A 16,905-nucleotide genomic window follows, 5' to 3' on the forward strand; every position below is an offset into this window, starting at 1 on the left:
GTCAGACGTACCGGCCCTTCATCACACCGTCGGGACCGGCCAGGAAGATGGGGGCCTTGCCGAGGTCCCGGACCACGGCGACGTCCCGCTCGCCCGGCTCGTCCACCGCGCCGACCAGCGCCACGGCCTCCAGAGACGCCGCCCCACTGGAGACCGCCATCGCCACCGCCACCTGCGTCGCGGACAGCTCCAGCGAGGGCAGGGCGACGTTCGTCGCCACATAGGTCCGCCCGGTCTCGTCCCGTACGGCGGCGCCCTCGGCGGAACCGTTGCGCGCCCGGGCCGACCTGGCCAGCGTGATGATCTTTTGGTCTTCGGGGTCGAGTGTCTCAGTCACAGGTCAAGGGTACTGACCCTTCCGGCCAGGACTCTGGCGAGTGCCGCAGTGCCCTTGACATCCGGCGACGCGACGCCCCCGTGGACGAGGGTGATCAGCGCGTCCCCCTGCCGCGCCACCACCAGGTGCATCTCGTACGGATATCCGCCGACCCGTCCCTTGAACCGCCGCGCCTCGACGCCGTCGCCCACGCCTTTGATCCGCAGCCGTGACACGCGCAGGCGGTCGCCCTTGCCCGCGCCCCCTGCGGCGGCGACGCGGCAGCTCCGCATGGCCCGCTCCAGCCGGTCGAGCACCCCGCCCGCCGCGTGGTCCCCGTAGACCGCGAGGCCGACGGCCGCGGTCTCGCCCACGTGCTGCCCCTCGTACGTGGTGGCGGTCCCGGCGACGAGGTCGCGCGTGGGCGGCCGGCCCGCCGCCGCGTCGAACAGGGCCCGGCAGGCATCGCTCTTGGCCCGGAACGGCGGTCGCCATCGCTCGCGCTGGTGGTCGGAGAAGCCCTGGGGCAGGTCGTCGATCCCGCCGAGCAGGACCTTCAACCGTCCGGCGTCCAGAGCCGCGTGCTGTGCCGGCTCTCCGCCGCCGCCGCATCCCGCCAACGCGGCCACGAGACAGGCCGCGGCCGCGCAGACACCACCGCCGATGATCCGCATTCCGGTGTCCCCCGTTCTCCGGCGGGTCCGGAAGATCCCCGCCGACGGCTTTCTTCCCCAACGGCAAAAGCGGCAATCACCCTGAGTAACCAACATGGGCCTCTCACCCGATCAATTCGGGCGAGAGGCCTCATGGAACTCCCCCGTGTTTCCCCCGGAGGAAGGGAGCCGGTGCGCCGCGAACCCCTCCCGGCGCGCCGGTTGTTCCCCTCAGAACGCCCCGGACGCCCGGGCGTCTGAGGAGATCCTCGCCGACCCCACTTGTAGCCCACTTGAACCCCACTTGCCCGGTCTCCGGCCGGTAGTGCACCGGCCGCACACGTACACCGGGATCGAGGGAGCGGAGCGAAAGGGAGCGAGGACCGCAGGTTCCTCCCCGCGAGGGGACCGATCCCGTCAAAGTTCGCGGGTACCCCGAACTGGAGCGGCGGATCCCCGGCGCACCAGCTGGGACATCAGTCCTGTTCGACGCGGGCGCTCATGGTGTCATCCCCGGCCGGCTCGATCCGGCGCACCACCACGGTGCTGATCCGGTTGCGGCGGCCCGCGAGGTTCTCCGCGGTCAGCCGCAGCCCGTCGACGGTGGCCTCGGAACCCGCGATCGGCACCCGGCCGAGGGCGTGCGCGAGCAGCCCGCCGACCGTGTCCACGTCGTCCACGTCGATCTCGACGTCGAAGAGTTCGCCCAGCTCGTCGACCGGCAGCCGCGCCGTCACCCGCACCGACCCGTCGTCCAGCCATTCGACCGGCGGGATCTCCTGGTCGTACTCGTCGGTGATCTCGCCGACGATCTCCTCGATCACGTCCTCGATCGTCACCAGGCCGGCGGTGCCCCCGTACTCGTCGATCACGATCGCGAGGTGGATCTGGCGCGCCTGCATCTCACGCAGCAGGTCGTCGATCGGCTTGCTGTCCGGCACGAACGTCGCGGGACGCATCAGCTCCTGGACCCGGGCGGCACCGTCGCCGGTCTCCTGCATCCGGCGCACGATGTCCTTCATATAGGCGATGCCGACGACGTCGTCCTCGTTCTCGCCGGTCACCGGGATGCGCGAGAAGCCGCTGCGCAGGGCCAGCGAGAGCGCCTGGCTCAGCGTCTTGTGCCGCTCGATGATGACCATGTCCGTACGGGGGACCATGACCTCGCGGACCAGCGTGTCACCCAGCTCGAAGACCGAGTGGATCATCTCGCGCTCGTCCGGCTCGATCACCCGGCGTTCCTCGGCGAGGTCGACCAGGTCACGCAGCTCGGCCTCGGAGGTGAACGGCCCTTCGCGGAACCCCTTGCCCGGCGTCAGCGCGTTGCCCAGCAGGATCAGCAGCTTGGGCAGCGGGCCGAAGATCCGGGTCAGCCCGTACACGATGGGCGCGCCGGCGAGCGCCACCCGGTCGGCGTGCTGCCGGCCGAGCGTACGCGGCGACACCCCGACGATGACATAGCTGACCAGGACCATCACGACCGCCGCGGCGACGTACGCCTGGCCCTCGTCGCCGAGCCAGTCGATGAAGAGCAGGGTCGCGATCACCGTCGCGCCCAGCTCGCAGATCAGCCGCAGCAGGAGCAGCAGGTTGAGGTAGCGCGGCGGGTCCTTGACGATCGCCTGCAGACGCAGAGCGCCGCGCCGGCCCTCCTTGACGAACTCTTCGGCGCGTACGCGCGAGATGCGCGACAGCGCCGTCTCCGCGCTCGCGATCAGGCCGCCGACCACGATCAGGACGACGGCCGAGAACAACCAGACGTTCATCGGTCGCTCACCGCTTCCCGCGCGACTCCCGCCACGACGCGAGCAGCTCGCCCTGGAGCCCGAACATCTCGGCGTGTTCCTCGGGCTCGGCGTGGTCGTAGCCGAGCAGGTGCAGGATGCCGTGCGTGCAGAGCAGCTCCAGCTCGTCCTGCGTTCCGTGCCCGGCCTCGGCCGCCTGCCGGGCGGCCACCTGGGGGCAGAGCACCACGTCGCCGAGGAGCGCCGGGTCCGGGGAGGCGTCCTCGTCCCGGCCGCCGCCCTGCCCCGGGCGCAGTTCGTCCATCGGGAAGGCGAGCACGTCCGTGGGGCCGGGCTCGCCCATCCACTGCTCGTGCAGCTCGGACATGGCCGGCTCGTCGACGATCAGGATGGACAGCTCGGCCAGGGGGTTGATCCCCATCTTGCCCAGGACGTGACCGGCCAGTTCCGCGAACACCGCCTCGTCGACCTCGACGCCCGACTCGTTGGCGACTTCGACACTCACCGGTTCTCCTCGCTCCGCGGCCCGGACAGGGGGCGCGGGCCGCGCCGTTCCGTTCTCTCGTTCACCGTCTCCCCCGGGGACGTTTGTCCATCGTCTTCGGGTCCGACGCCATCGCCGCGTCGTACTTGCCGTACGCGTCGACGATGTCGCTCACCAGCCGGTGGCGGACAACGTCGGCGCTGGTCAGCCGACTGAAGTGGATGTCGTTGATGCCGTGGAGGATGTCCTGGACGACCTTGAGGCCGCTGTCCTGCCCTCCGGGGAGGTCGATCTGGGTCACGTCACCGGTGACGACGATCTTGGAGTTGAACCCCAGCCGGGTCAGGAACATCTTCATCTGCTCGGGCGAGGTGTTCTGCGCCTCGTCCAGGATGATGAACGCGTCGTTCAGCGTGCGCCCGCGCATGTACGCCAGCGGCGCGACCTCGATGGTGCCCGCCGCCATCAGCCGCGGGATCGAGTCGGGGTCGAGCATGTCGTGCAGCGCGTCGTAGAGCGGCCGCAGATAGGGGTCGATCTTCTCGTACAGGGTGCCCGGCAGGAAGCCCAGCCGCTCTCCCGCCTCGACCGCGGGCCGGGTCAGGATGATGCGGTTGACGTGCTTGTTCTGCAGGGCCTTCACGGCCTTGGCCATGGCGAGATACGTCTTGCCGGTGCCCGCGGGCCCGATGCCGAAGACGATCGTGTGCTTGTCGATCGCGTCGACGTATCGCTTCTGGTTGACCGTCTTGGGGCGGATCGTCCGGCCGCGCGTGGAGAGGATGTCCAGGGACAGCACCTCGGCGGGGCGGTCGCTGGTCATCCTCAGCATCGCGATGCTGCGCTCGACGGAGTCGATGGACAGCTCGGCGCCCGAGCCGACCAGCTCCACCAGCTCCTCGAAGAGCCGCACGACGAAGCCGCTCTCCTCTGGCGAACCGGTGATCGTGATCTCGTTGCCGCGCACGTGGATGTCGGCGCGGAAGGCCTTCTCGATGACCCGCAGCAGCTCGTCCTGCGAGCCGAGCAGGCTGATCATCGGCTGTCCCTCGGGGATGAGGACCTTGGCCTGGGTCTGGTTCGTGGTCTGTGACTCGGACATGGGCGGCCGTTACGGCCTGCTCGCCTCCCTAGTTCCTACGGTCATGCTATCCGTTAGCCGGGAGGCCACGTCAGGCCGCGGCCGCCCAGTACGTGCGCGTGAACGTGGAACACGGTCTGCCCGGCGCCCTCGCCGGTATTGAAAACGACGCGATATCCGCTCTCGGAGACACCCTCCTGAAGGGCCACGTCATGGCATGCTTTGAGGACGTCGTCGGCGAGGCCGTCGTCCGCCTGGGCGAGCGCCGCGGCATTCTTGTGATGCGACTTGGGGACGACCAGGACGTGTGTGGGCGCTTGGGGGTTGATATCGCGGAACGCCAGCGCCCGCTCGGTTTCCAGGACGATGTCGGCGGGAATCTCCCTGGCCACGATTTTGCAGAACAGGCAGTCGGTCACGATCGAGAAGCGTAGCCGTTGCCAATCAGTGATGCCGTTGAAAGATCCCCCAGATAGTGTGAATGTGCGACACTGCACCGACAAAAACACCCCTAGTGTCGGGCGAGGACACAACTGGGTCATGCCCTCTAATGATGCGGAAGAGCGTAAACCCCCCGGAGAGGACGAGCGTCCTACTGACGTGACCACCGAGACCCTCGTGGCCGACAGGTCGCTGGGGGCGGTGCCCGTCGGATGGGACGCCGACATGGCCGTGACCGCGCTCTACAGCGCGCACTATCGGTCCCTTGTGCGTCTCGCCGTGCTGCTGGTCCGCGATGTGGCCAGCGCCGAGGAAGTCGTGCAGGACGCGTTCGTCGCCATTCACGGGGCATGGCGGCGGCTGCGCGACACCGACAAGGCACTCGCCTACCTGCGCCAATCGGTCGTCAACCGATCTCGCTCAGTGTTGCGCCACCGCGCCGTCGTCGAGAAGTACGCTCCAAAGGGGCTCCCCGACGCGCCGAGCGCCGAGAACGGCGCGATCGGCGAGCTCGAACGATCCGCGGTCATCGAGGCTCTGCGCCTCCTGCCCACCCGGCAGCGCGAGGCACTCGTCCTGCGCTACTACGGTGACCTGTCCGAGGCCGAGATCGCACACGCGATGGGCATCAGCAAGGGCGCGGTGAAGAGTCACACGGCCCGCGGCATGGCCGCCCTACGGATGGCACTGGAGCAGTTCTCATGACCTTCCCCACCGACGACGAGCACGGCGAGATCCTGCGCCGCGCCATGCGGGCGGAGGCGGACTCGGTCGTTCCTTCGCCCGAAGGGCTCGACATCATCCGGCACCGCATCGAGGAGCGGGGCGCCCGCGGCCTGCGCGGCCTGTTCTGGTGGCGCGTCGGCGCCTCGGTCGCCGGGGCGGCACTGGTGGCGGGCACCGTCGTGATGCTCGTCCCCGATCTGCGCACCCAGGTGATCCACAGCACGGTCTCCAACACCGGGGACGACTCGCGGCTCCCCGACACCTCGTCCGTGAATCGCCCTCCGAAGCCCAACAACGACCCGCCTCCCGTCACCGGCCCGCCGACTCGGGGCGACGAGCCCTCGCCCCCGCCCGTGGCGACGCCGCGTACCAGCCCTTCGGCGGTGGCGCCGTCACCGTCGCCGTCGCCGTCCCGGAGCAACCCGTGCGCGCCCCCGGAGACGACGGGCCAGGGCGCCGAGCCGAACCCCTCCGGATCGGCGGCGTGCCCCACGATGACGGCGACGCCGACGCCGCCGGTCGGGCCGTCCCCCCGTCCCACGCCGAGCCGTACGCCGACCGGGTGCTCCGGCAGGCACTGCGAGACGTCACCCACGCCGAAGCCGTTGCCCTCGCCGACCGCGAGCCCGTCGGACAGCGTCGTGGTCAGCCCGGAGCCGATGGCCGAGTCGCCCACGCCGTAGCCGCCGGAGCGCGTCGGGTCACCAGCGGCCGCAGCGGGTCAGCAGCACGGCCGCGGCGGCCACCCCGGCCGTCGAGGTGCGCAGCACCGTCGGACCCAGCAGCGCGGGTACGGCTCCCGCCGCCCGGAAGGCGGCGATCTCCTCGTCGGTGATGCCGCCCTCGGGGCCCACGACCACGACGACGTCGCCGTCGGCGGGCAGGGGAAGGCCGCTCAGCGGCCGGGCGGCCTCCTCGTGCAGCACGACGCCGAGCGCGGCTCCGGCGAGCAGCTCGGCGACCTGTGTGGTCGTCGCCTGCTCGGTCACCTCGGGCAGATGGAAGCGGCGGGCCTGCTTGCCCGCCTCACGCGCGGTGCTGCGCCAGCGGGCCAGCGCCTTGCCGGCCCGCTCGCCCTTCCACTGCGTGACGCAGCGGGACGCGGCCCACGGGACGATCACGTCCACGCCCGCCTCGGTCATCATCTCGACCGCGAGCTCTCCCCTGTCGCCCTTGGGCAGCCCCTGGACCACGACCAGGCGCGGGCGGGCCGCCTCCACCTCGTATCGACGGAGCACCTCGGCGGTGAGCGAGTCCTTGGCCACGTCGCGGACCACGCACTCGGCGACCAGGCCGGCGCCGTCCGTCAGGTCGATCCGCTCTCCCGGGCGGAGCCTGCGTACGGCGGCGGCGTGCCGCCCCTCGGGGCCGTCCAGCAGGACACGGTCGCCCTGACCGCCGGACGCGGCCGCCGAAAGGTCGGCGAGGAACACGGGAACGCTCATGACATCACCAGTCGCGCGGGCACGGCGTCAGCGGCCGTTGAACGCGTCTCTCAGCCGGGAGAAGAACCCCTGCTGGCCCGGGGAGAACTTCCCTGGCGGCCGCTCCTCGCCGCGCAGCTTGGAGAGCTCGCGCAGCAGCTCCTCCTGCTGCGGGTCGAGCTTGGTGGGCGTCTCGACGTTCACGTGGATCAGCAGGTCGCCCCTGCCGGTCTCGTTGAGCCGCTGGATGCCCCTGCCGTACAGAGGGATCACCTGGCCGGCCTGGGTGCCGGGGCGCACGTCGATCTCCTCGGCGCCGTCCAGGGTCTCGACCGTGAGGGAGGTGCCCAGGGCGGCCGCGGTCATCGGGATCTGGACCGTGCAGTGCAGGTCGTCGCCACGCCGCTCGAAGATCGAGTGCGCACGCTCGGCGATCTCCAGGAAGAGGTCGCCGGGCGGGCCGCCGCCGGGACCGACCTCGCCCTCGCCGGCGAGCTGGATGTGCGTGCCGTCCTCGACACCCGCCGGGATGCGGACCTTGATCGTACGGCGGGTGCGGACCCGGCCCTCGCCCGAGCACTCCAGGCAGGGGTTGCGGATGACGCTGCCGTAGCCGCCGCACTGCGGGCACGGCCGCGAGGTCATCACCTGGCCGAGGAACGAGCGGGTCACCTGCGAGACCTCACCCCGGCCGTGGCACATGTCGCACGTGTCGGGGTGGGTGCCTTCGGCGGCGCCGGAGCCCTGGCACACGTCACACAGCACCGCGGTGTCGACCACGATCTCGCGGGTGGTGCCGAAAGCGGTCTCCGCCAGGTCGAGCTCGACCCGGATCGTCGCGTTGCGGCCGCGCCTGGCCCGGGAACGCGGCCCACGGGCGCCTCCGGCGCTGCCGAAGAAGGCGTCCATGATGTCGCTGAACGGGAACCCGGCGCCGAACCCGCCGGCCCCGGCACCCGCTCCGGAGCTGAACGGATCGGCTCCGAGGTCGTACATCTGGCGCTTGTTGGTGTCGGACAGGACCTCGTAGGCCTGCGTGATGTCCTTGAACCGCTCCTGCGTCTCCGGGTCAGGATTGACGTCCGGGTGCAGCTCGCGGGCAAGGCGGCGATAAGCCTTCTTGATCTCTTCCTGGCTGGCGTCCCGCCGGACCCCGAGGGTCGCGTAATAGTCCTTGGCCACTTACGACCCCGCCAGGATCTGGCCGACGTAGCGCGCCACCGCGCGCACCGCACCCATCGTCACCGGATAGTCCATTCGCGTCGGGCCCAGCACTCCAAGCCGGGCCAGTTCCTTGTCGCCCGCACCGTACCCCGCGGCCACGATCGAGGTGCCGCGAAGTCCGGTGTACGGGTTCTCGGAGCCGATCCTCACGGTCAGCCCCGGCAGGTCATCAGTCTCGCCGAGCAACCGCATCAGCACGACCTGCTCCTCCAGCGCCTCAAGCACCGCGCGCAGGCCCACGCTGAAGTCGGGGGCCGCGAGGTTGGCGGCGCCGGCGAAAACGATCTTCTCTTCGTGCCGCTCGACCAGGGTCTCCAGCAGCACTGACAGGATGGTCGCGGCCACCGGCCGATCCTCGATCGGCAGCCTGTCAGGGAGCTCCGCCACCGTATCCGGCACATCGGACAGGCCGCAGCCGTCCAGGCAGGAGTTCAGCACCGCGCGCAGGTGGGCGACGCGGTCGTCCGCCACCGGCTCGGGCAGCTCGATCACCCGCTGCTCGACCCGGCCGGTGTTCGTGATCAACACCAGCATGACCCGCCGCTCCGCCACCGGCACGATCTCCACGTGCCGGACCGTCGAGCGGGTCAGCGAGGGGTACTGCACGACGGCGACCTGCCGCGTGAGCTGGGCGAGCAACCGAACCGTCCGCATGACGATCTCGTCGAGGTCCACGGCGCCGGCGAGGAAGGTCTCGATCGCCCGGCGTTCCGCCGCGGACAGCGGCTTGATCTGCGAGAGGCGGTCGACGAACAGGCGGTATCCCTTGTCCGTCGGCACCCGTCCCGCGCTGGTGTGCGGCTGGTGGATGTATCCCTGCTCCTCCAGCGCCGCCATGTCGTTGCGGATCGTGGCCGGCGAGACGCCGAGGTGGTGTCTGTCGGCGAGGGCCTTGGACCCGACCGGCTCATTGGTGGACACGTAGTCCTCGACGATGGCGCGGAGCACGGCCAGCTTGCGTTCGTCGAGCAAAGTGTCACCTCCCTGTGCATCGGGAACACGCTGTCTGGCACTCCGTGTTCCCGAGTGCCAAGTGTACGGCTACCGCCCACGGGGTGCGATAACACCAATCGGGCCGACTACACAAGCTGCCCGCAATCGCCTCACAAGTTGCCCTCGCTAGGGTCCCGGTCATGACCGACAACCACAACCCCTTCCCCGGTGACGGCCACGCGCCGTCGCCGCCGTACGCGCAGGCCATGCCGCCGCTGGGCGCCGCCGGCACGCCCTACGACCCTTCGCAGGCCGGGCCGTACGCGCCGGGCGGGTACGGCCCGCCGCCGTCGCCGGGCCCGGTGCGGCCGCGGATCCTGTGGATCGTCCTCGCCTGGGTGCTCTTCGTCGTGCTGCTGGTCGTGGGCGTGGCCGGATTCGCCCGCGGGCTGGGCTCCGCCGTCAAGGACGCCGCCTCGCTCGCGACGTTCGCCACCGGTGAGTCGGTGAGCGTGCGGCTCGACCCGAAGGACAGGCCCGCGATCTACGCCTCGGCGGAGCAGGCGGCGGACGTGAGCTGCAAGGTCGAGGGCGCGCCGGGCCTGGACATCCGCCTCACCCGGCCGAGCGGCACCCAGAGCATCACGTACGGCGGGACCACCTGGGAGATGGTCTTCCAGATCGGCGCCCCGGCCGCGGGCGACTACCAGGTCTCCTGCACGGGCGAGGGCGTCAAGTTCGGCGTCGGCAAAGAGCTCATCGGCAGCGTGGGCAAGGTGGTCGGCGGCGCGGTCGCGATGATCGCGCTCCCCACGGCCGGCTTCCTGATCGCGGTCGTCGTCACCATCGTCGTGCTGGTCCGGCGCGCGGGCGCCCGTAAAAAGGCGATGCGTTGACCGGCCCGCGGTCGTGCTCAGGTGCCCATGGAAGGCGAGCGCGCGCCGGACTCCGGCCGGAGGATGCCCGATTTTGCTAGCGTTCCCGCCATGTATGGGCAGGACGTGCTTTCCGGAGACTGGCGGCGGCCCGGCAGAGGGAAGATCCCCGAGGTGCCCGCGGAGCGGGATCTCGTGGTGGAGGACGCCGAAGGCCGCTTCTGCGGCGCCGTGGTGGCCTGCGACAAGGAGGCCGTCACCCTGGAGGACCGGTTCGGCCGGCGCCGGATCTTCCCGCTCGCGCCCGCCGCGTTCCTCCTGGAGGGGCGGCCGGTGACGCTGGTACGGCCGTCCGAGGCGCCGGGCGGGGCGCGGCGCAGCGCCTCCGGGTCGATCGCCGTCGAGGGCCTGCGGGCGCGGGTGGCCCAGGAGAGCCGGATCTACGTGGAGGGCGTCCACGACGCGTCCCTGGTGGAGAAGATCTGGGGCCACGACCTGCGGGTGGAGGGGGTGGTCGTCGAGTTCCTCGAAGGCGTCGACGACCTGCCCGCGATCGTGGCGGAGTTCGCGCCCGGCTCCGGCCGCAGGCTCGGTGTGCTGGTCGACCACCTCGTCCCCGGGTCGAAGGAGAGCCGCATCGCCGCGCGGGTGTCCGGCTCGGACGTGCTGGTCGTGGGCCACCCGTACGTGGACATCTGGCAGGCGGTCAAGCCGTCCGTCCTCGGCATCCCGGCCTGGCCCGAGGTGCCGCGCGGCCTCCCGTGGAAGGAGGGCGTGATCGCCGCGCTCGGCTGGCGGATGGAGCCCGCGGACGCGTGGCGGCACATCCTCGGCCGCGTGACGGCGTACACGGACCTGGAACCGGAGCTGCTCGGCCGGGTCGAGGAGCTGATCGACTTCGTCACGGAGCCCGGAGACTGACCTGCGGAAGGCCGCCCGGCCCGGCCCGCGGCCGCTTAGGGTCGAGTAAGGACAACGCAAAGGGAGGTCGGGCATGACCGGCGATCCGCGGGAGCCGCACGAGGGCGAGAGCGGGCACGAACGCCCCGGTCAGGGCGGGTCCGGACGTGAGACGCCCGGTCAGGGTGCCGGCGAGGCACAACCCGAGACCCCGCCTCAGGGCGTCCCCGGGCCCGCCGATCACGGAAACCAGGGCTACGGCGCTCCCGGCTACGACTCCCCCGGTTATGGTGCTCCCGGCTACGGCGCCCCCGGTTACGGTGCTCCGGGATACGAGCCGGGCCAGGGCATGCCCTACGGCGCCCCCGGCGGCCCGGGGTACGCGTCCGGGTACGACGCGGCGCCCGGCTATCACGGATACGGCGCCCCGGGGTACGGCTATGGCGCCGCCGGGCCGTATGTGCCGGGGCAGTACGGCCCCCGGCCGGGCACCGACGACACCAACATGGCGATGCTCGCCCACCTCGCCGGGCTGGGCAACCTCTTCGCCTGGCCGCTCGGCGCGGTCGGCTCGCTGGTGATCTACCTGACGCGGAAGGACCAGTCGCCGTACGTCCGGGACCAGGCGGCCGAGGCGCTGAACTTCTGGATCACCGCCACGATCGCCTTCATCGCCGTGGTCGTGGTCTCGACCGTGCTGTCCGCGGTCCTGGTCGGGGTCCTCGGGTTCCTGCTGCTCCCGGTCATCTGGGTGTACACGCTCGTTGTGGGGATCATGGGCGCGATGGCGGCCAACCGCGGGGAGAACTACCGCTATCCGATGACGATCCGCCTCGTCACCTGATCGCGCGAGGACGACTCCCCGCTCAGGCCAGGTCGCGGATCAGGGCGTCCGCGAGGAGCCGGCCGCGCAGCGTCAGCACGGCGCGGCCGCGCTTGAACGGCTCGACCTCGAGCAGGCCGTCGGCCAACGCCTTGGCGCAGGCCGTACGCGCGGACGGCCGCACGTCGGCGAGCGGGAACCCGGTCACGAGCCGGAGCTCCAGCATCAGCCGTTCGACCACCCGGTCGTCCTCCGTCAGCACCTCACGGGCGTAACCCGGCGACTCCCCCGCCGCCAGCCGCGTCGCGTATGGCGCGGGGTGCTTGACGTTCCACCACCGGGTGCCTCCCACGTGGCTGTGTGCGCCCGGTCCGACGCCCCACCAGTCGCCGCCGGTCCAGTACAGGAGGTTGTGGCGGCAGCGCGCCTCGTCCGAGACCGCCCAGTTGGAGACCTCGTACCAGCGGAACCCGGCCGAGGTGAGCATCTCCTCGGCGATGAGGTAGCGGTCCGCGGCCACGTCGTCGTCCGGCATCGGCAGCTCGCCGCGCCGGATCCGCGCCGCCAGCCGGGTGCCCTCCTCGATGATCAGCGAGTACGCCGAGACGTGGTCGGGGCCGGCGGTCAGCGCGGCCTCGAGCGAGGCCCGCCAGTCGTCGTCGGTCTCGCCGGGCGTCGAGTAGATCAGGTCCAGGTTGACGTGGTCGAACCCGGCCTTCCGGGCCTCCTGTACGGCCGCACCGGCCCGGCCCGGCGTGTGGCGGCGGTCGAGCACGGTGAGCACGTGCTCGCGGGCGCTCTGCATGCCGAAGCTCATCCGGGTGAACCCGCCCTCGCGCAGGACCTCCAGGGACCGCTGGGTGACGGACTCCGGGTTGGCCTCCGTGGTGACCTCGGCCCCGGGGGCCAGCCCGAACTCCTCGTCCACCACGCGGAGGATGCGGACGAGGTCCTCGGGAGGGAGCAGCGTCGGCGTGCCTCCGCCGACGAACACGGTCTCCACGGGCAGCTCGGCGTCGCCGAGGACGCGCCGGGCGAGCCGCACCTCCTCGATCGCCGTCGAGGCGTAGTCCCGCTGGGAGGCGCCGGGCCCGAGCTCGGCGGCCGTGTACGTGTTGAAGTCGCAGTAGCCGCACCGGGTGAGGCAGAACGGCACATGGATGTAGAAGCCGAACGGGCGGGAGCCGAGGCTGTCGAGAGCGCTGGAAGGCAACTCGCCGGAGGCCGGGATCGGGTCGCCGTCGGGAAGAACAGAAGGCACGCCTCCAGTCTGCCGCCATCCGGCCGGTGCCCTCGCCTCTCCTCCCCCGGACCACCCCTCTCACTCGGTTTCCCGGACCTCGCTCTCACCGCCGCTCGGGCACGAGGGGCTGGGGTGGGACGAGGGGCTTCGCGAGGGCCGCCAGTTCGAGCAGCGGGGCGAGAACGGCCTGCCGGGGATCTTCTCCCGGATCGTCTGGCGGCCGGAAGCAGGTGGCGGCCGCGTCGAGCACCGCCGTGATCACGGTGGAGTCCGGGAACGGGATCTCGACCCCGACGGCGCCGTCCTGGCCGGGTGGGGAGTCCCCGGCGTGGAGCCGAAGGAGCCGCTGCGTCTCCACGGCCATGGCCACGCCGAGCATCGCGGCGCGCATGAACCGCTCGGCGGCGTGAGCATCTGCGATCATTTCCGACCTCCGAATCGCACAGGCGTTCGATCCGAAGGTATGCCAGGGGACTGACATTTTTCCGCTAAATCGCGGTGACCGGCATCGCCGGATCCGGCCTACCTCCCGACAGCGAATGATCGCCACGATCGGCTCCCGGCGGGCGGGCGCGCGGGCCACCGGCCCGTGCGCGCCGTGTCACTTCTTCGGCTTGTCCGCCGACGACGTCTCGGTCGAAAGGGCGGCCACGAACGCCTCCTGCGGCACCTCGACGCGGCCGACCATCTTCATCCGCTTCTTGCCTTCCTTCTGCTTCTCCAGCAGCTTGCGCTTACGGCTGATGTCGCCGCCGTAGCACTTGGCGAGGACGTCCTTGCGGATGGCGCGGATGTTCTCGCGGGCGATGACGCGGGCGCCGATGGCGGCCTGGATGGGCACCTCGAACTGCTGCCGCGGGATGAGGTCCTTGAGCTTCTTGGCCATCTCGACGCCGTACGCGTAGGCCTTCTCGCGGTGGACGATCGCGCTGAAGGCGTCGACGGCCTCGCCCTGCAGGAGGATGTCGACCTTGACGAGGTCGGCGGCCTGCTCGCCGAGGGGCTCGTAGTCGAGCGAGGCGTAGCCGCGCGTCTTCGACTTGAGCTGGTCGAAGAAGTCGAAGATGATCTCACCGAGCGGCAGCGTGTAGCGGATCTCGACCCGGTCCTCGGACAGGTAGTCCATGCCCTGGAGGTTGCCGCGCCGCCCCTGGCAGAGCTCCATGATGGCGCCGATGAACTCGGAGGGCGCGAGCAGCGTGGCCTTGACCACCGGCTCGTGGATCTCGGCGATCTTGCCTTCGGGGAACTCGGACGGGTTGGTGACGATCAGCTCACGACCGTCCTCCATGACCACGCGGTAGATCACGTTGGGCGCGGTGGAGATGAGCGACAGGTTGAACTCGCGCTCCAGCCGCTCGCGCACGATCTCCATGTGGAGCAGCCCGAGGAAGCCGCAGCGGAAGCCGAACCCGAGCGCGGCCGACGTCTCGGGCTCGTAGACGAGCGCGGCGTCGTTGAGGCGCAGCTTGTCGAGCGCCTCGCGCAGCTCGGGGTAGTCGTCGCCGTCGATCGGATAGAGCCCGGAGTAGACCATGGGCTTGGGGTGCTCGTATCCGCCGAGCGGGTCGACGGCCGACCTGGTCGCGCTGGTGACGGTGTCGCCGACGCGCGACTGGCGGACGTCCTTCACGCCGGTGATGAGGTAGCCCACCTCGCCGACGCCCAGTCCGGCGGACGGCATGGGCTCGGGCGAGATGACGCCGATCTCCAGGAGCTCGTGCTGGGCGCCGGTGGACATCATGAGCAGCCGCTCGCGCTTGGAGAGCTGGCCGTCCACGACCCGTACGTACGTGACGACGCCGCGGTAGGTGTCGTAGACCGAGTCGAAGATCAGCGCGCGGGCGGGCGCGTCGGCGACGCCGACGGGCGCGGGGATGGTCGCCACGACGTGGTCGAGCAGCTCCGCGACGCCGACGCCGGTCTTGCCGGACACGCGCAGCACGTCGGACGGGTCGCAGCCGATGAGGCCGGCCAGCTCCTCGGCGTACTTGTCCGGCTGGGCGGCGGGCAGGTCGATCTTGTTGAGGACCGGAATGATGTGCAGGTCGGCGTTCATGGCCATGTAGAGGTTGGCCAGCGTCTGCGCCTCGATGCCCTGGGCCGCGTCGACGAGCAGGACCGCGCCCTCGCACGCCTCCAGCGACCGGGACACCTCGTACGAGAAGTCCACGTGGCCGGGCGTGTCGATCATGTTGAGCACGTGGCCGTTCCACGGAAGCCGCACGGCCTGCGACTTGATCGTGATGCCGCGCTCTCGCTCGATGTCCATGCGGTCGAGGTACTGCGCGCGCATGGAGCGGTCGTCGACCACACCGGTGAGCTGCAGCATCCGGTCGGCGAGAGTGGACTTGCCATGGTCGATGTGCGCGATGATGCAGAAGTTGCGGATCAACGCGGGGTCGGTCTGGCCAGGCTGAGTGCGCACCGGGGTCCGTTTCAACAGGGTTTGTGACTGCGAGCGACGGATCGGGCCGTGCCGTCTCCGGATCGGCCTCGTCTCCCGTCATCGGCTGGCGAACCAGCCAACCTCCATGGTGGCATGTCCGGATGCTTGCCTTGACCATCACCAAGCGGGTGATCAGGTGGACTGCGATCGTCCTGGCCGTCCTGCTCGCCGCCGTCCTGCTCGCCGCGGCGGCGTTACGCCTGCAGTTCACCGGCTCTCCGGCCGCCTGGGCCCGGAGCACGGGCAACGACGCCCTCTGGATGGGGCACGCGTGGGTGGACGGCCGCCGCGGCGCCGCCGACGTCGACGCCATGGCCGTACGACTGGGCTCCGTCAAGGACGTGTACGTCCACAGCGGTCCGTTCTCCTACGACGGCACGCTATCTCCCGACAAATATCCCAATGCTGGAAATTTCTTGAAATGGTGGAAGAAGCGGCATCCGGGGGTGCGGGTGTCCGCCTGGCTGGGGCAGCGCCTCGACCCCGGGTTCCTCGATCTGAGCGACCCGGCGACGAGGGAGCGGGTCGTGGCCGGCGCCAAGGCCCTGGTCGATCTCGGCTACGACGGCATCCACTACGACTTCGAGCCGGTGCCCGACGGCGACCCGGACTTCCTCGACGTTCTCCGCGCCACCCGCGAGGTCATCGGCTCGCGCCCGCTGTCGGTCGCCACCCAGCAGATCGAGCCGATGCCCGGCGCCGCGCTCCCCGCCCGCCTGGTGATCGGTCACGAGAAGTACTGGAGCCGCGACTACTTCCGCCGGGTGACCGATCTCACCGACCAGGTCGCGATCATGACATACGACTCCTGGACCTTCCTCCCCTCGCTCTACGGCGGCCACGTCGTACGGCAGGCCGACATCGCGCTGGACCTCGTGCCCGAGGACAAGACCCTGCTCATCGGCGCCCCGGCCTACCACGAATACGCGGGCGACTACGCGGAGAGCGTGGCGACGGCGGCGGAGGGCGCCCGGCTGGCCCTGACCGGCCACGGTCCCCGCGACAAGGTGGGCCTGGCGATGTACGTCGACTTCGCGGCCACGGAGGAGGACTGGCGAGAATACGACGCGTCCTGGGTCAGGCCGCACGCCTGACGGCGCCGGTCCGGGTTAGGATTAGGGCGCAGGTGACTACGCGGGCGCTCGATTTGAGCGACATCGCGAGCTGTTGGTACCCTGTTCAACTGCGTGTGGCGCGCCCTCTCTCGAGCCCGCGCGCCCCATCCGACCAAGACTCACACCGAGGCTTTCTTCGTGGCGAACATCAAGTCCCAGATCAAGCGCAACCGGCAGAACGAGAAGGCCCGGCTGCGTAACAAGGCTGTCAAGTCGTCCCTGAAGACGGCGGTCCGCAAGTTCCGCGAGGCCGCTGACCAGGGCGACGTCGAGACGACCCTGGCCGCCCTGCACACCGCGAGCCGTCAGCTCGACAAGGCCGTCAGCAAGGGCGTCATCCACAAGAACCAGGCCGCGAACCGCAAGTCGGCGATCGCCAAGCGCGCCGCCGCCCTGCAGGCCGCCAAGTAGCCACTCCGTCGCCCGCGTCGTCGCGGGCACGCGGATGTGTCACGCCGCATCCCCTCCCCGGG

General features: G+C 70.6%; 19 protein-coding genes. 7 read left to right on the forward strand and 12 right to left on the reverse strand.

The features are described 5' to 3' along the window. Nucleotide 1 precedes the first annotated feature (1 nt). The 6 genes from AWQ71_RS14000 to AWQ71_RS14025 form a co-directional block, all read right to left on the reverse strand. Nucleotides 2–337: a cytidine deaminase-like protein gene (locus AWQ71_RS14000; protein ID WP_067132569.1), complete on the reverse strand. Its 336-nt coding sequence runs from the start codon at nt 335–337 to the stop codon at nt 2–4. Beyond that, a complete protein-coding gene (locus tag AWQ71_RS14005) occupies nt 334–990 on the reverse strand; it encodes a hypothetical protein (RefSeq protein WP_067132573.1) in 657 nt (218 codons plus the stop codon). Before AWQ71_RS14005 ends, AWQ71_RS14000 begins: the two co-directional genes overlap by 4 nt. Nucleotides 991–1,445: 455 nt before the next feature. Beyond that, a complete protein-coding gene (locus AWQ71_RS14010; RefSeq protein WP_067132576.1) occupies nt 1,446–2,735 on the reverse strand; it encodes a hemolysin family protein in 1,290 nt (429 codons plus the stop codon). Between the two features lie 7 nt (nt 2,736–2,742). Then, nucleotides 2,743–3,219 (reverse strand): rRNA maturation RNase YbeY, encoded by a 477-nt coding sequence (ybeY, locus tag AWQ71_RS14015; RefSeq protein ID WP_067132583.1) that lies wholly within the window; start codon nt 3,217–3,219, stop codon nt 2,743–2,745. 61 nt (nt 3,220–3,280) lie between these two features. Beyond that, on the reverse strand, nt 3,281–4,300 hold the full coding sequence (locus AWQ71_RS14020) for a PhoH family protein (protein ID WP_067132586.1): 1,020 nt from the start codon (nt 4,298–4,300) through the stop codon (nt 3,281–3,283). 53 nt (nt 4,301–4,353) lie between these two features. Beyond that, nucleotides 4,354–4,698, reverse strand: a complete 345-nt coding sequence (locus AWQ71_RS14025; RefSeq protein WP_245658276.1) for a histidine triad nucleotide-binding protein — start codon at nt 4,696–4,698, stop codon at nt 4,354–4,356. Nucleotides 4,699–4,945: 247 nt separating this feature from the next. Here AWQ71_RS14025 and AWQ71_RS14030 point away from each other — a divergent pair, with 247 nt between their 5' ends. Together AWQ71_RS14030 and AWQ71_RS14035 are read left to right on the forward strand one after the other, a co-directional pair. Beyond that, nucleotides 4,946–5,425, forward strand: a complete 480-nt coding sequence (locus tag AWQ71_RS14030) for a SigE family RNA polymerase sigma factor (RefSeq protein WP_067133127.1) — start codon at nt 4,946–4,948, stop codon at nt 5,423–5,425. Continuing rightward, nucleotides 5,422–6,129: a hypothetical protein gene (locus AWQ71_RS14035; RefSeq protein ID WP_067132589.1), complete on the forward strand. Its 708-nt coding sequence runs from the start codon at nt 5,422–5,424 to the stop codon at nt 6,127–6,129. Before AWQ71_RS14030 ends, AWQ71_RS14035 begins: the two co-directional genes overlap by 4 nt. Nucleotides 6,130–6,147: 18 nt before the next feature. On the opposite strand, the gene AWQ71_RS14040 is transcribed toward AWQ71_RS14035, so the two are convergent. The 3 genes from AWQ71_RS14040 to hrcA are packed head-to-tail and all read right to left on the reverse strand — an operon-like array spanning nt 6,148 to nt 9,066. Then, nucleotides 6,148–6,891, reverse strand: a complete 744-nt coding sequence (locus AWQ71_RS14040; protein ID WP_067132592.1) for a 16S rRNA (uracil(1498)-N(3))-methyltransferase — start codon at nt 6,889–6,891, stop codon at nt 6,148–6,150. A gap of 27 nt (nt 6,892–6,918) precedes the next feature. After that, a complete protein-coding gene (dnaJ, locus tag AWQ71_RS14045) occupies nt 6,919–8,052 on the reverse strand; it encodes a molecular chaperone DnaJ (protein ID WP_067132595.1) in 1,134 nt (377 codons plus the stop codon). After that, nucleotides 8,053–9,066 carry a heat-inducible transcriptional repressor HrcA gene (gene hrcA, locus AWQ71_RS14050; RefSeq protein ID WP_067132599.1) on the reverse strand — a complete coding sequence of 338 codons (1,014 nt, stop codon included), beginning with the start codon at nt 9,064–9,066 and terminating at the stop codon, nt 8,053–8,055. It abuts the gene before it with no gap. A 161-nt stretch (nt 9,067–9,227) separates the two neighbouring features. Between hrcA and AWQ71_RS14055 the strand changes: the two genes are divergently transcribed. The 3 genes from AWQ71_RS14055 to AWQ71_RS44380 all read left to right on the forward strand — a co-directional run bounded on the left by AWQ71_RS14055 (nt 9,228) and on the right by AWQ71_RS44380 (nt 11,646). Then, a complete protein-coding gene (locus tag AWQ71_RS14055) occupies nt 9,228–9,923 on the forward strand; it encodes a hypothetical protein (protein ID WP_084258871.1) in 696 nt (231 codons plus the stop codon). Between the two features lie 90 nt (nt 9,924–10,013). Then, a complete protein-coding gene (locus tag AWQ71_RS14060) occupies nt 10,014–10,823 on the forward strand; it encodes a DUF3097 domain-containing protein (RefSeq protein ID WP_174550705.1) in 810 nt (269 codons plus the stop codon). A gap of 73 nt (nt 10,824–10,896) precedes the next feature. Then, nucleotides 10,897–11,646 carry a DUF4870 domain-containing protein gene (locus AWQ71_RS44380; protein WP_067132602.1) on the forward strand — a complete coding sequence of 250 codons (750 nt, stop codon included), beginning with the start codon at nt 10,897–10,899 and terminating at the stop codon, nt 11,644–11,646. 22 nt (nt 11,647–11,668) lie between these two features. On the opposite strand, the gene hemW is transcribed toward AWQ71_RS44380, so the two are convergent. The 3 genes from hemW to lepA form a co-directional block, all read right to left on the reverse strand. Then, nucleotides 11,669–12,886, reverse strand: coding sequence for a radical SAM family heme chaperone HemW (gene hemW, locus AWQ71_RS14070; RefSeq protein ID WP_067132605.1), 1,218 nt, complete (start codon nt 12,884–12,886; stop codon nt 11,669–11,671). Between the two features lie 85 nt (nt 12,887–12,971). Beyond that, entirely contained in the window at nt 12,972–13,292 is a 321-nt protein-coding gene (locus tag AWQ71_RS14075; protein WP_067132608.1) for a hypothetical protein, read from the reverse strand. 177 nt (nt 13,293–13,469) lie between these two features. Next, a complete protein-coding gene (lepA, locus tag AWQ71_RS14080) occupies nt 13,470–15,296 on the reverse strand; it encodes a translation elongation factor 4 (RefSeq protein WP_067132610.1) in 1,827 nt (608 codons plus the stop codon). A 122-nt stretch (nt 15,297–15,418) separates the two neighbouring features. On the opposite strand from lepA, the gene AWQ71_RS14085 reads away from it, so the two are divergent. Together AWQ71_RS14085 and rpsT are read left to right on the forward strand one after the other, a co-directional pair. Continuing rightward, on the forward strand, nt 15,419–16,411 hold the full coding sequence (locus tag AWQ71_RS14085) for a glycoside hydrolase family 18 protein (protein WP_067132612.1): 993 nt from the start codon (nt 15,419–15,421) through the stop codon (nt 16,409–16,411). Between the two features lie 159 nt (nt 16,412–16,570). Continuing rightward, nucleotides 16,571–16,843, forward strand: a complete 273-nt coding sequence (rpsT, locus tag AWQ71_RS14090) for a 30S ribosomal protein S20 (RefSeq protein ID WP_067132614.1) — start codon at nt 16,571–16,573, stop codon at nt 16,841–16,843. The last annotated feature ends 62 nt before the right edge of the window (nt 16,844–16,905 follow it).

The sequence above is a fragment of the Microtetraspora malaysiensis genome, assembly GCF_001528665.1.
Lineage (GTDB): Bacteria > Actinomycetota > Actinomycetes > Streptosporangiales > Streptosporangiaceae > Microtetraspora_A > Microtetraspora_A malaysiensis.